This window comes from Sphingobacteriales bacterium, from assembly GCA_016700115.1.
Classification (GTDB): Bacteria; Bacteroidota; Bacteroidia; order Chitinophagales; family UBA2359; genus UBA2359.
The window spans coordinates 1,658,288-1,671,582 of record CP064999.1 but is presented as its reverse complement, the minus strand read 5'-3'; the positions used below and the strand labels follow the sequence as shown (position 1 = coordinate 1,671,582).

General features: G+C 42.5%; 10 protein-coding genes and 1 tRNA gene. 7 read left to right on the top strand and 4 right to left on the bottom strand.

Going from position 1 to position 13,295, the window contains the following annotated elements:
- Positions 1-88: 88 nt before the first annotated feature.
- The 3 genes from IPM47_05900 to IPM47_05890 all read left to right on the top strand — a co-directional run bounded on the left by IPM47_05900 (position 89) and on the right by IPM47_05890 (position 5,933).
- Entirely contained in the window at positions 89-1,882 is a 1,794-nt protein-coding gene (locus tag IPM47_05900) for a PKD domain-containing protein (GenBank protein QQS30472.1), read from the top strand.
- Positions 1,883-2,320: 438 nt separating this feature from the next.
- Positions 2,321-5,521 (top strand): T9SS type A sorting domain-containing protein, encoded by a 3,201-nt coding sequence (locus IPM47_05895; protein QQS30471.1) that lies wholly within the window; start codon positions 2,321-2,323, stop codon positions 5,519-5,521.
- A 67-nt stretch (positions 5,522-5,588) separates the two neighbouring features.
- Complete coding sequence (locus IPM47_05890; GenBank protein QQS30470.1) at positions 5,589-5,933, top strand: hypothetical protein; 345 nt, start codon at positions 5,589-5,591, stop codon at positions 5,931-5,933.
- On the opposite strand, the gene IPM47_05885 is transcribed toward IPM47_05890, so the two are convergent.
- Positions 5,930-6,979, bottom strand: a complete 1,050-nt coding sequence (locus IPM47_05885; protein QQS30469.1) for a transposase — start codon at positions 6,977-6,979, stop codon at positions 5,930-5,932. The genes IPM47_05890 and IPM47_05885 overlap by 4 nt on opposite strands.
- Positions 6,906-7,274 carry a hypothetical protein gene (locus IPM47_05880; protein ID QQS30468.1) on the bottom strand — a complete coding sequence of 123 codons (369 nt, stop codon included), beginning with the start codon at positions 7,272-7,274 and terminating at the stop codon, positions 6,906-6,908. Before IPM47_05880 ends, IPM47_05885 begins: the two co-directional genes overlap by 74 nt.
- Positions 7,275-7,391: 117 nt before the next feature.
- Here IPM47_05880 and IPM47_05875 point away from each other — a divergent pair, with 117 nt between their 5' ends.
- Positions 7,392-8,861, top strand: coding sequence for a T9SS type A sorting domain-containing protein (locus IPM47_05875; GenBank protein QQS30467.1), 1,470 nt, complete (start codon positions 7,392-7,394; stop codon positions 8,859-8,861).
- 189 nt (positions 8,862-9,050) lie between these two features.
- On the opposite strand, the gene IPM47_05870 is transcribed toward IPM47_05875, so the two are convergent.
- Positions 9,051-10,193: an MFS transporter gene (locus IPM47_05870; protein QQS31397.1), complete on the bottom strand. Its 1,143-nt coding sequence runs from the start codon at positions 10,191-10,193 to the stop codon at positions 9,051-9,053.
- A 174-nt stretch (positions 10,194-10,367) separates the two neighbouring features.
- Positions 10,368-10,441: transfer RNA gene (locus IPM47_05865), tRNA-Asn, on the bottom strand.
- 193 nt (positions 10,442-10,634) lie between these two features.
- Here IPM47_05865 and IPM47_05860 point away from each other — a divergent pair.
- From IPM47_05860 to IPM47_05850, 3 genes are all read left to right on the top strand, one after another.
- Positions 10,635-11,561 carry a sugar kinase gene (locus IPM47_05860; protein ID QQS30466.1) on the top strand — a complete coding sequence of 309 codons (927 nt, stop codon included), beginning with the start codon at positions 10,635-10,637 and terminating at the stop codon, positions 11,559-11,561.
- Positions 11,562-11,607: 46 nt separating this feature from the next.
- Complete coding sequence (dut, locus tag IPM47_05855; protein QQS30465.1) at positions 11,608-12,045, top strand: dUTP diphosphatase; 438 nt, start codon at positions 11,608-11,610, stop codon at positions 12,043-12,045.
- A 126-nt stretch (positions 12,046-12,171) separates the two neighbouring features.
- Complete coding sequence (locus tag IPM47_05850) at positions 12,172-13,179, top strand: nucleotidyltransferase (GenBank protein ID QQS30464.1); 1,008 nt, start codon at positions 12,172-12,174, stop codon at positions 13,177-13,179.
- The last annotated feature ends 116 nt before the right edge of the window (positions 13,180-13,295 follow it).

Sequence of the window (13,295 nt, the reverse complement as noted above, 5' to 3'; positions counted from 1 at the left end):
ATAAAAAGGGTTAGCCTGCCTATACTTCATTTAATAAACTACACATGCGGACATATTGTCTGCATGTGTAGCTTAAAAAACAAAAACAATGAGAAGAATAATTTGTGTTACAATTTTAATTTTGCTTTCAGAAGTTGTAAATGCACAGAATAAGTACTTCGAAAGAAAAATCGATTGGGCAGATTTCAATAGTGGTCGAAAAGTGATAGAAAAGGATGACTTGTCATTAACCATAACCGGAAACTATCTAAATGTGAATGATTACCTATGGCACGGTTATTTTTTAAGAACCAATCAATATGGTGATACCCTGTTACTTCACATGTTTCCAGAGTTTGGCGACAGCTATTTTGGAAGTTTATTGCCAACAGAATATGGATATGCTATTAGCGGCTATATTTACCAAGATATAGCCGATGATTACTCCTACCGTGGCTTTCTATTACAATTAGACCCGGACGGAAACCAATTGCAATTTGACTACACCGGTACTCCTACTGATACTATGCCCTCCTATATTTATGACCTCATACGCACCCCCGACAACGGCTACCTGCTTGCCGGACACAAAATAAACGAATGGGTGTTTCCCTATTATTGGAAATTTTATCTAGTTAAACTCAACCAAAACGGCCAAACGGAATGGGAACGCATTTATGACAATTATACGTATAGCAATATATTCAGCAGCATAGTTCCTGCCGACGACGGGGGGTATTATTTTTGGGGCGTTGCCAATCTGGTACTTTTAGCAGGCGAGCAGGCAAGCGATTTAATACTTGCAAAAGTTGACGAACAGGGTATTATGCAATGGGATAGCATCTATAATTTAGAACCGCCTATTCATGGAACCACTACATTAACCAAATTATCTGACGGCAATTTGTTGGCCATAGCAGCTAGCGGCACGAATGGAGATACACAAAGGATTATTAAATTCTCGCTTTCCGGCGCTATTATATGGCAGGTAACATTTCCTGATTATGGATGTGGAATCAGTCAAGTTGTAGAATTACCCAACAGTGAGCTAGTGTTTACCAATTGCTATTATCCTGTCGGCATTTCACGCACAGATATGGCAATTTTCAAACTCTCTGCCAACGGTAGCCCTCGTTGGTGGCGACAATACGGCAACTCGGGTTTTCATGATTATGGCTACGATATCATACTTGCCCGCGATGGCGGTTTTGTGGTAACAGGTAGGCAAGATACCACGGGTGGATCATCTGTTTGGGTGGTACGTACCAACTGTATGGGTTTGGTCACTCCCTTACCCCAAGCCTCTTTCTCATGGCAGGCAGATGCCATAAACCCTTTTTCGTTGCAATTTACCAACCTCAGTCACTTTGTGTATGCCGACAGCATAGACGGCGGCAAATATATCTGGGATTGGGGGGACGGCAGCCCTCCCGTTACCTTCACCTCAGAATCATTTCAGGAAGTGTTTCACAACTATCCTGCCCCCGGCAGCTTCACCGTTACACTCACCGCCGTTGTTTGTCAGGATACCTCAATGGTGCAAGCCACAATCGAAACGTTATCCGGCGCAGGCGGCACAGTAGGTTTACCCACTAACCCCCAAAAGGAGGAACCGACCATCCTCATCTACCCCAACCCCGCCCAAAACACCCTAACCTTCAGCTATACCGATGTCTTAATGTCCCCTTCAGGGGATTTAGGGGTCTCAAAGGGCTGGGGGGTAAATCTAAAACTCCTCTCCCTAACCGGTCAAACCGTGCTTGAAACTACCCTTGTTTCGACAGGCTCAACAAGCCAAACCACCATTTCGGTTGCTCATTTGCCGGTGGGGGTGTATTTTTATGTGGTCGAGGATGACAGTGCAGTGTTGGCACGGGGGAAGGTGGCGGTGGTTGGGAAGTGAAAAGTGAAAAACTAAAAGTGAAAAGTGAAAAACCCTGTAAGATAGCTTTTTTTAAATCCTTATAGGTTTGCCAAACCTATAAGGATTGGCAAATACAGGCAATCAGAAAAAACATAGGATGTTTCGGAAACATCATAATGTTTAAAGAGTTTCAGGCAACCCATGTAAATTATTTTTCGTTAACAAAAGCAGGCATTTGATGCTAAAAAAACTTTTTTTCAAAAAAAATGAAAAAAAGTGCGATTTTAAGCTGATTTTTTTCTGTGAAAAGGAATAATATAAGTAAGGCACCAGATAAACTCTTTCCTGAGAGAAAGATAAACTTAAGATGATGCAGAATTTTAAACCAAAACATTTATTTTTTATGAACAAAAACAAAACTCCGTTTTTTCGCTTTTTAGCGATTGTTTGCATTAGTTTAATTTTTAATGGGGGGGGGTGAATAGCCTTTCTGCTAATAGTTGTCTTCCGGATGAAATTCCGGAATTAACAGTTATTTTAACTGTCGATAATGAGGACATACTCATAAATGAAGATTGTCCTTTAACTTGTGATTTACATGGAGATGGGTTTTTTACAACTAATTCCCTGGCAGAAACTGCTACAATAGGAAACGACCATCTTCTAGAGTTTCTTATATGTCCACAGTTTATTGTTCCAAATACCGCTTGTGATTTCTCTAATCTTGGCATTGACGGCTGCTGGCATTTTTGGGGTGGCGGTGTTACTCCACCTCAACCCCCATACCCAGTTCCCGTTAATTTAGATTGCTATTTTTCGCTTTCCGGAGATTATGTTATGTTGGTTAGAGCATGGACCGATTTTCCATTAGACGGCACACCTGATACTTTTGGTGGAGAAAGCGATACCGTTTGTATCAATGTTCAATTTAGTGAGGAATTGGAAGATTTTTCTATTTTCATAAACTCTGAAGCTCCTTATTGTATCAATGACACAATTATTTTTACTATACCCGAGTACATTGTCAATGTTGCCGATGATATAATTTGGGGAGTTTTAGAACCCGGCGCTACCATAGAAGATATTTTTAACTGTGACCCCATTGAAGACTGCGAGCAGTTTGAACTAATTCTCACAGAAGATGGCACTTATATCGTAACACTATATGTTTATTACGATGGAACAGAATGTCCTGATTCTGTTCAAATTAGTATCCCGGTAGAAGTAACAGACGACCCCTGCATTTGTATATCGCCGCAGGAGTTTTTAGTAAACCCCGATAGCCCCGGTATTCAAAATAACGAAGATACCGACTACCGCCCGGCTTATATAGCTACATCAGGTGTATGGACAGCTACCAGCAACCCTTTTATTACCGGTTATGGGTTGCCTTCCGGAGACGATTTATACCTGAATGTTGACCTCATCATTCCTGCGGGTGTAGCTCTGACAATTAGCCAAATGAACATTCATTTCGCGCCCGACCGAAGAATACTGGTGCAAAGAGGAGCTATCTTAAATTTAATAGGAACTGTCGAAAACCCTACGCGCTTATTTGGCTCCTGCGGCAGTATGTGGCAAGGCATACAAGTAGAAGGCACTCAAACACACCGGATATTTCTACCAGGCAGCTTTCCCTACAACTATGGCATACTCAATACCCGAAATGTGCATATTTATGATGCCATATTCGGCGTAACCAATACCAAACTGCCATTCATGGACGTAAATGAATTAGCCAACCAAATTACCTCACTCACTGCCAATCCCATCGTGCCGGCGGATATGTTGTTTGTACCTTCTATGGTAACATCCCTCCTTTACGTCGGCATCATATCAGATCCAGAGGCAATGGACTTTTCGGGCGGTATGCTCCAAATCAGCGATGCACAGTTTATTAACTGCCTGGAAGGCGTATTGATGCCTTGGTTTAAAGGAACCTGCAATGTAATACCCTCTGAATTCTGTGAAGGATTCATTCAATCATCTCAATTTACCTCTACCGGCAGTTTGGCTTACCCCTTTAATGACCCCGATCTTATTCAACGTACCGAAGCCGGTATTCATATATTATCCTACTTTCCACCTATAAACGAGCGGCTGAATATATCCGGCAACCGGTTTGACAACCTCAACTATGGCATCAGAATTGCCGGTACGGAAAGAACAGATATTGACCACAACCTATTTGACAATTGCTCTGTAGGTATCTCTATCCTGAACTACACCTATACCAGCCAGTACATGATTCAAGACATCAACATCACCCACAACGAGTTAGACAACTGCAATATAAACATGCAGATATCCCGAACCCAAGCACGTATTGTGGAAAATACCATCAACAACACTTATATACCTCCATCCGGTGGCTTAACAGACGCAAATAATATCGGTATATTTATTCAGGGTTCTAATGCACAAGTACTCAACAATACTATCAATTTTGTGCTTGCCGGCGTTGTTTTATTAAGCAATGATACCGATCCAATGTTGGTGAGTAACAATAGTTTCTACGCAAATGCCGTAGGTGTTTTTGCCTATGGCAATAACAGACATGTACAAATTTTATGTAACGATTTCGACATTTACGCCGTTGCAATGTATGCCCTCAACTACACCTCCTCAGTTCTGCTTTATCCCGATGAAGATGGATATTTGAGCGACCAAGGTGATTGTGATCCAGTAATACCCAGCCCTGCCGACAATTTCTTTGGGCAACTTTTAAACACAACAAGCTTGCATATTGTCGCCACCCCTTATCCTACTGCCTTTAATTTTATATATTGGTATCGAAACGAAACCGGTTTCGTGCCTACTATAACTGTGGGAGAGGTAACGCCCTTACCATGTTTTCCTTCTGGTGAACTACTACCACCCCGCGAACAATTATGCGGCATTATAGGGAGCGAAATGATAATGGAAGACGAGGAAATACGCAGCCTTAGCGATGAGGGTATCAAAAACTACGAGGCCATGAAAAAGGTATATTACTACGTATATGAGCAAAACGACACCTTAGCCGCCGAAGGGCTACTGGAAGACATACAGACCTATTTCGGCAACAGGCTGCTGCTAAACCACTACCTCATAAAAGGCAATTTTGTTGCCGCAAACAACATACTTGTCAACCTGCCCGATGAAAGAGAAGAAGAACAACGGTTTATACAACTCTACCAAATATACACGAATTGGCGACTTAGCGGACGTGATTTGTTCCAAATAACGACAACCGAAGAAGATACCATACGTCAGATAGCAGCTACCACTACACAAACCGCCACCGAAGCCCGCACCCTCTTATACCTGCTTCGAGGTGAGGAATACCCCATAGACCTGCCCCCCATAGCCGACCTTATCGACTCCACCCTGTTCCAAAATGTGCTAATCAATTTTAAAGGCAACACTACTGCCAATGCCACAGGGCAGACTAAAGTGGGTAAACCATATCCTAATCCTACAAATAGTGGTTTTAGTATAGATCACGATCTTGCCAAAGATGTTGATGCCCAACTTACCTTTTACAACCATGCCGGTAAATTGCAAGGGGTTTATACTTTAAGCGGAAACGGTGTATTTTCTGTTTCTACTACCGATTGGTTAAACGGTATGTACTTCTATCGTGTTACCACAGATAATGAGCCTCCCATTGCAGGGAAAATTGTTGTCTTGAAATAATTGTTTCACCTGCAAAAGTTCGTATTTGTTGAACAAATACGAACTTTTGCTTTAAAAAATACAACAGATGAAACAAGCAGTAGTTTTCATAGTAATATTATTGTTGCAAAGTAAGGCCTATACCCAAAGTAAATATTTTGAAAAGTTGTATAAATGGGAGGCGTTACAAGAACTAAGGAAGGTAGCATTATTTGATAACGAAATGATTTTTGCAGGGAATGCAAAGCCTGAAACAGGAGACTGGTTCGGTCAAATTTATGTAACTAATAATAATGGGGATACCCTGTTTGTGAAAAGTTTAACTAATTTGTATGGACATATTGGTTTTGTGGATTTAGTAGAGAAACAACAAGGCTGCCACAAATATAAGATAAGACGGTCGTGTTTTTTCTTCTATATTATAGATATTTAAGCGACATTGACCAAATCTGTTGGCATAAACCCGTCTGCGAATTGAGTATTAAAAATTGAATCGGGCGATTTTCGTACCAATTTAATAACTGTTTTGACCGTAAAACGCGTATTACAGAGTATTTTGAGGTCTAAAATGCTAAAGTTAGGGTTATTGTATTTAACCTGATATTGTGCCTGCAAAATTTTAGCCGTCAAGGTAGCGGTAAAGCATAGATTAACAAAATTGGTCAGATTTTTCGAGGTGTAGTTTTTGAAATCGGATAGTCCGAAAAATTGTTTGGCATCCCGAAAGTCAAACTCAATCTGAAAACGCAAACTATAATAATCTATCATAGTTTGCCAGTCGAGGTTAGGGTCGGTGGTGCAAAATTTAGAGAAGGCTACTTTTTGGGTTTTCAAATTGGTTATTTTTACTATCCCCACATTTAACAGGTTTTTGCTTAAGGATTTGTTGTAACAGGGCAGTTGCCATATCTGAGTAAGGAGACCATTTTCGGTTTTGGTGTCTTTCAGTTCTTGGTTATCAAGGTTGTTCAAATCTACTTTTTCTCCGTATTTTTTGGGTCTTCCCCGATGTTTTGGGGCTACTGGGTCTGAGTAGGCATAGACGAGGGCGGCATTTACAGGCAAACGGGTAATCAGGTGAAGTCCGGTCTTTGTTACCGCAGAGAAATAATCTGCCGAGGCATAAGCACAGTCTGCTACCATATAGGTCAGGTTGATGCCCGGTAAGCACGAAAGCAACTTGTTTAACAAGGCGGTGAATGCCCGAAAGGATGCCGTAGGATTGGGCTGCTTGGGTCGGTTTTTGCTGCCTTGCTTCCTGCCACGAACCAAACATCTGCCTTCGGCACTGCGCTGCTTGCCAGCTAATGCCTTCTTTTCCGTTCCGCTATCCGCTTCCTGTCCCCCTCTGTCTGTACGACTTGCTCTACCACCATCGGATATGATTTCCGTTTCCCCACAGCTATCAGAGAAGCACAAAAAAACAAATCCCGAATATGGGGCATTTCTGAATGCTGCTCCAAAACTTCGACAAACCATAGGTCTTGTCCCGACTTTTCCCTTCTACCACTTCGTCTATGGCTATAATATAATTCTCCTCCGGTTGATACACCCACTTCAAAAACAACTTCATACGAATGCGCTCCCACAGGTAGTCCTCTGACATAAAACGAAACCAAGTGCGAACAGAGTAGTTACTATAGCGGCATAAACTCCGTACACTTACTCCATATCGAATACACATAAAACAGTACAGAAAATCCCTTAATTGTAATATCTTTGCTACTGACAGGATGTCTTTATATAACTCTAAAGGCAGAATGTTGGGAGGCATATACTTTGATTTTGGGTTTGCAATTCGCAAAATTACAAAGATATCGCCTCCCTTCTTTTTTTTAATGTGTGGCAGCCATGTTGAGAGAAAAATAACCAATTTTTTTTTACAGGAAACATGACCCAACCTGTTGGAGGTGAAAGTCAACAAACACTCATGCTTACATGGGATAAAAATAACAATCAGGAAAGTCTATATTACATAGGCAATTCTGAGTCCAACTCTGTTGGTAGAGCAATAATTGTTGCGCCTGATAATAAAATAATTATAGTTGGTTCTTCAACTTTACAACCCTACGCTATTAAAATAGACAGTCTAGGCAATGTGGTATGGGAGCAGGTTTACGACAACTACCCGCTGCTCAACTGGCTAACCGATATTATACCCGTACCTAATGAGGCAGCCTTTTATGTATATGGTACCGTTGGCTACAATGCCTTTATGAGCGATTTGTTAGTAGCCAAGATAAGCGATGCTACCGGTGAAATGCTTTGGGACACCATATATGACTTCGGAACTACTTTTTGGGACGAAGACGGCAAAGATGTAAGTGGCAGATTGATTAGGAGTAAAATAGGAGGATACATTGCCGGCTCTGCATTAAATGGGTTTGCAAATAATTACTATAAAGGAAGTGTAATTAAATTCAATAACGATTTTACCATTGATTGGTATAACGACCAACTATTTGATGACTGTGGTGCGGCTACAATAAATGAATTACCAAATGGCGATATTATTACAAGTGGTTGTAACGACCCCTTGGGTGAGTATGCTCAAATGCAGATCATCAAATTATCGGGCGTAGATGGGGGCTTAAAATGGCGGCGCACCTACGGCGGCAGTTGGCACGACTATGCCTACGACCTTGCCCTTATGCCCGACGGCGGTTTTTTGGTAGCCGGGAGGCAGGATACCATCATACCCGGTGCTCCGGTTGGTCATGCCTCGGCTTGGTTACTCAAACTCAACTGCATGGGTCTGCTCACCGAGCCGGAGGCGGCTTTTACTTATGAGCCACAGGGTGGCAACGAAATACAGTTTACCAACCAAACCCTCTACGTCTATCCCGACAGCATAGACGGAGGCTACTACCGTTGGGATTGGGGCGACGGCAGCCCGCCTTACCTCTGTGGGCAAGGCTACGACCCTTGCTCCGGCAATATCCTGACCCACCAATACCCGGCTTCCGGCACTTATACCGCCACCCTCACTGCCATCGTCTGTTCAGACACTTCCATAGTACAGGCACAGATAGACACCGAAGGCGCAGGCGGCACGGTAGGATTGCCCCCTGACCCCCTAAAGGGGGAAAAAACCATGCTTGTTTATCCCAACCCCGCCACAAATACCCTCACCTTTCAACGGGCTTCAAAGTCCCCTTCAGGGGGCTGGGGGGTAGAGGGGGATTTAGGGGTAAAACTACTCACCCTCACAGGGCAAACCGTGCTTCAAACTACTCTCGGTGCTGGGGAAACGCATAAAACCTTTTCGGTGGCGCATCTGCCGGAGGGGGTGTATTTGTATTCCGTTGAGCAATCGGGCAGTGTGTTGGCACGGGGTAAGGTGGCGGTGGTTGGGAAGTGAAAAACTAAAAGTGAAAAGTGAAAAACCTGAAAGAGTTAATATGAATAGCCATTGCCAATTGCCAATTGCCAATTGCCAATCTGTCGTAGGCGTTGTAGATTTATGTAGTGAGTGGTTGAGTTCACCTCTTCGGAATCGTCAGGCCAAAAAAATGAACCAATCAAAAGTATGACCGTTACACTTGGCTTTCTACTTTTTTAAAAATCTGAGCATGAGCAGCCAGCCGGTCATTACACTTATTGAGGCGGCGATAATGGGCAACCGCACGTCAATAGAATCGAAAAAACCGGCAAGAATGGGTGGAACTGCCAACCCCACCGAAAGTACTGATTGGTTGATGCCCAACATTTTACCTTGCTCCCCGCGGGGGGCATTCTGAGAAACCAAAGAGGTGGAATTAGGGGCAGAAGAGCCTTGAAATAAGGCAATAAAAGGAGAAACTATATATAGTTGCCATCCATTTTGTGGGAGCAACATACAAAACAATGCGACAGCTAATCCGGGCAAACTGTAACGCAAAATTTGTTTTGAAGGAAATCGAACTGCAAGCCTGCGCACGACTATACCCTGAACCAGCGCAATACATAGCCCGATATAGGCAAAGTAGTTCCCGATTTCGGATTGGGTGTATGAGAAGCGTTTGACGAGATATACCTGAAAAAACTGGGTAAAAAAACTGAAGCCCAGATGATAGAAAAAAACGGCCGCAAACAAAGCTCGAATCCGCAAATCAGACAATGCCTGTTTCAGGTTATTGATTCCGGTAAAGGCATTGACAGGGCGGTGAACGGGCGATTCGAGTGTTTCCTCAAAGTTGCGAACCACAAGCCCGAAATTAACCAAACATAAAAAAGCAGCAAACAAAAACGGCGTATCATAATTGAACCAACTGACTAAGGAAGGGTCCGACAATTTACCGCCAATAAAAGGTCCGATGACAAACCCTACGCCAAAGGCAAGACCTATAAGTCCGAAATTCTTCGCCTTTGAAGAGTCATCGCTGATGTCGGCAATAGCAGCCTGAACAATTGAAATATTACCTCCCGAAAATCCGTCAATCAGGCGGCTTAAAAACAACAGGTATATGCTTTGCCAATAAATTCCAAGCGCGAAAATGAGATACCCGATCATTGAACCAACCAAAGACAACATGAGCAGTCGTTTTCGTCCGTATTTATCAGCCAAAGCCCCCAACATCGGACCTCCAAAAAAGGAGGCAACAGGATAGGAGGCAATTAAAAAGCCAAGCAGAATGGTTCGGAAAGATTCGCTATAATCGTAAGGTAAAACCCCCGATGCCGGGTTGAGCAACAAAGGGACCGTAACAGGCATGACAATTCCAACGCCAACGAGGTCGAGAAAAACGGTAAAAAAGATAGTCCCTAAAGATAGTTTTTTCCGGGATCTGCCATTTTCTTGCACAGGCTGCTGTATAAGGATGGTTAGAAGAGAAGCCGCACATAAAAAAAGCCTTGCAATTTTTTGGTTGCAAGGCTTTTGTGGTTGCGCCCCCTCTAGGACTTGAACCTAGGACACACGGATTAACAGTCCGTTGCTCTAACCGACTGAGCTAAGGAGGCTTGTTTTTTTGCGCTCGCAAAGGTAAATACTTCTTTTTTATGTACCAAGTTTGGGGCATAGTTTTTTTTGATTTTTTAAAAATCAGGGAAATGTCTTAATTATATACCCTTTCAGCCTGCTCAAGTTTCAAATAATAGTGCCATCTTTGCGCAAAATTTCGAAAAGTTATTCTTTAACTCCAGTAAGTCCTCTATGAGTTTATTAGTAGTAGGCTCCATGGCGTTTGATGCCATTGAAACTCCGTTTGGAAAAACCGATAAGATTATAGGTGGTGCAGCTACTTATATCAGTTTGGCGGCATCCTATTTTTGTCCCGATATTCGTATTGTTTCCGTTGTAGGAGATGATTTTCCACAAACTTTTATCAGCGATATGCAGCAAAGAGGCTGCCGTACTGACGGGCTTCAAATCAGACAAGGCGAGAAAAGTTTTTTCTGGTCGGGAAAATATCATTTAGATATGAACAGCAGGGATACCCTGATAACCGAATTGAATGTGCTGGCAGATTTCGACCCCGTTATCCCCGACAGCATCCAAAACCCCGATTATGTGATGTTGGGCAATCTGATGCCTGTGGTTCAAAGGCAGGTGATAGAACGCCTGCATAAACGCCCCAAACTCATTGCCATGGACACCATGAATTTCTGGATGGATTCAGCCATGGACGAATTGCTCAAAACACTATCTCTCGTTGACCTGCTCATTATCAATGACGAAGAAGCCCGTCAGCTTTCGGGTAGTTACTCATTGGTCAAAGGGGCTCGCAAAATTATGGAAATGGGTCCTGAATACTTAGTCATTAAAAAAGGGGAACATGGCGCTTTGCTGTTTCACCAAAACAAAGTGTTTTTTGCACCTGCCCTTCCGCTCGAAGATGTGTTTGACCCAACGGGTGCCGGTGATACCTTTGCCGGTGGATTGATGGGCTATTTGGCAAAATCGCAATATCACAATTTTGGCAACCTGAAACGCTCAATCATCTATGGCTCTGCGATGGCTTCTTTTTGTGTCGAAAAATTCGGAGCAGAGCAATTGCTTCATCTCGACAGCTCTAAAATTGAAGGACGGGTACAGGAATTTGTTGACCTGGTACAATTTGACATTGAACTGATTGCTTAAATTATTTATCCTCCCATTTTCGAAACCCGTCATTCGCATCAAAATTATGACTCTTCAGGTAAAAATAATCAATCAATCCAACAACCCGCTTCCGGCTTATGCGACTGCTGATTCGGCAGGAATGGATGTATATGCCTACCTTGTCGAACCGGTTGTCTTACAGCCATTTGACAGAGTACTTATCCCTACAGGGCTTTATATTGAACTTCCCAAAGGTTACGAGGCACAATTGCGTGCCCGAAGCGGAAATGCGCTTAAAAAAGGGCTGATATTGCCCAATGCACCGGCAACAATTGATGCCGATTACCGCGGTGAAATCGGGGTGATAATGGCTAATATTTCCCGGGAAACCCAAACCATCATGCCCGGCGACAGAATTGCACAAATGGTAATTGCCAAACATGAACAAGTTGAATGGGAACTGACTACCAATTTAAACAATACCCACCGGGGAGAGGGTGGTTTTGGAAGCACAGGGGGATAAATTCAAAGAAAAAAATTTGCTGAAACACAAATCATGTATCTTGTTTCAGAATAAAATCTGCATTTTAAAACAAACTTTATAATAAAACAGGCTAACCCGATTTAATTATCGCACAATTCAGTTACTATGAATATAATTATACCTATGGCAGGCAGAGGTACCCGATTGAGACCTCATACTATCACTATCCCAAAACCACTGATCCCTGTAGCCGGAAAACCGATGGTGCAGCGCTTGGTAGAAGATATTGTCGAAATGTGCAGTGAACCGGTTGACAATATCGGGTTTATCATTGGCGATTTTGGCACCGATGTCGAAAATCAGTTGCTGGATGTTGCTACCCGTGCAGGCGCAAAGGGACATATTTTTTATCAGGACAAACCTTTGGGAACCGCCCATGCCATTCTTTGTGCTCAAAGCATTATGAACAAAAACCTGATCGTAGCTTTTGCCGATACGTTGTTTAAGGCTAACATTAAAATAGATACAGCATCGGATGGAATTATCTGGACACACCGCGTTGAAGACCCGTCCAGGTTTGGAGTGGTTAAAATGAATAATCAAAATATCATTACCGAATTTGTTGAAAAACCCAGCACATTCGTTTCAGATATGGCCATCATCGGAATATATTATTTCAAGGACGGACAATATCTTCGAAACGAACTGCAGTATATCATTGACAACGATATTAAAGACAAAGGAGAATATCAGCTAACTTCGGCATTGGAAAACATGAAACAAAAAGGAACCCATTTTGGCATAGCATCAGTCGAAGAATGGTTAGATTGCGGCAACAAAAACGCCACTGTCCACACCAATCAGCGGATGCTGGAATTGCTCAAACTAAAAGGTGTCAACTTAATTTCACCCTCCTCTGTGTTTCACAATGCCAGTATCATTGAGCCATGTTATATCGGCAATAATGTTACCATCAACAATGCGGTAGTGGGTCCACATGTTTCAATAGGCGATGGCACTAAAATTGAACATTCAGTCATCAAAAACAGCATCATCCAAGACCAGACCACCATTAAATACAAAGTGATTGCCAATTCTATGATTGGTAATCATGTGCATCTTACCGGCCATTTTGAAGACCTGAGCATCGGCGATTATTCCACATCTGAATAATCAGATTTTTACGCGACAATATTTGTTGTATTTATATTTTTATTATCAACCGATTATTTGTAACTGAATTTTACAAGATAAGTCCAACCAAAAGGTTGATTTTCAGGATATCCGGT

Excerpts from the sequence above, each read along its gene's own strand:
- IPM47_05900 (QQS30472.1), top strand. The coding sequence starts at position 89 with ATGAGAAGAATAATTTGTGTTACAATTTTAATTTTGCTTTCAGAAGTT.
- IPM47_05890 (QQS30470.1), top strand. The coding sequence starts at position 5,589 with ATGAAACAAGCAGTAGTTTTCATAGTAATATTATTGTTGCAAAGTAAG.
- IPM47_05885 (QQS30469.1), bottom strand. The coding sequence starts at position 6,979 with ATGGTTTGTCGAAGTTTTGGAGCAGCATTCAGAAATGCCCCATATTCG.
- IPM47_05880 (QQS30468.1), bottom strand. The coding sequence starts at position 7,274 with ATGCCTCCCAACATTCTGCCTTTAGAGTTATATAAAGACATCCTGTCA.
- IPM47_05875 (QQS30467.1), top strand. The coding sequence starts at position 7,392 with ATGACCCAACCTGTTGGAGGTGAAAGTCAACAAACACTCATGCTTACA.
- IPM47_05870 (QQS31397.1), bottom strand. The coding sequence starts at position 10,193 with ATGCCTGTTACGGTCCCTTTGTTGCTCAACCCGGCATCGGGGGTTTTA.
- IPM47_05860 (QQS30466.1), top strand. The coding sequence starts at position 10,635 with ATGAGTTTATTAGTAGTAGGCTCCATGGCGTTTGATGCCATTGAAACT.
- dut (QQS30465.1), top strand. The coding sequence starts at position 11,608 with ATGACTCTTCAGGTAAAAATAATCAATCAATCCAACAACCCGCTTCCG.
- IPM47_05850 (QQS30464.1), top strand. The coding sequence starts at position 12,172 with ATGAATATAATTATACCTATGGCAGGCAGAGGTACCCGATTGAGACCT.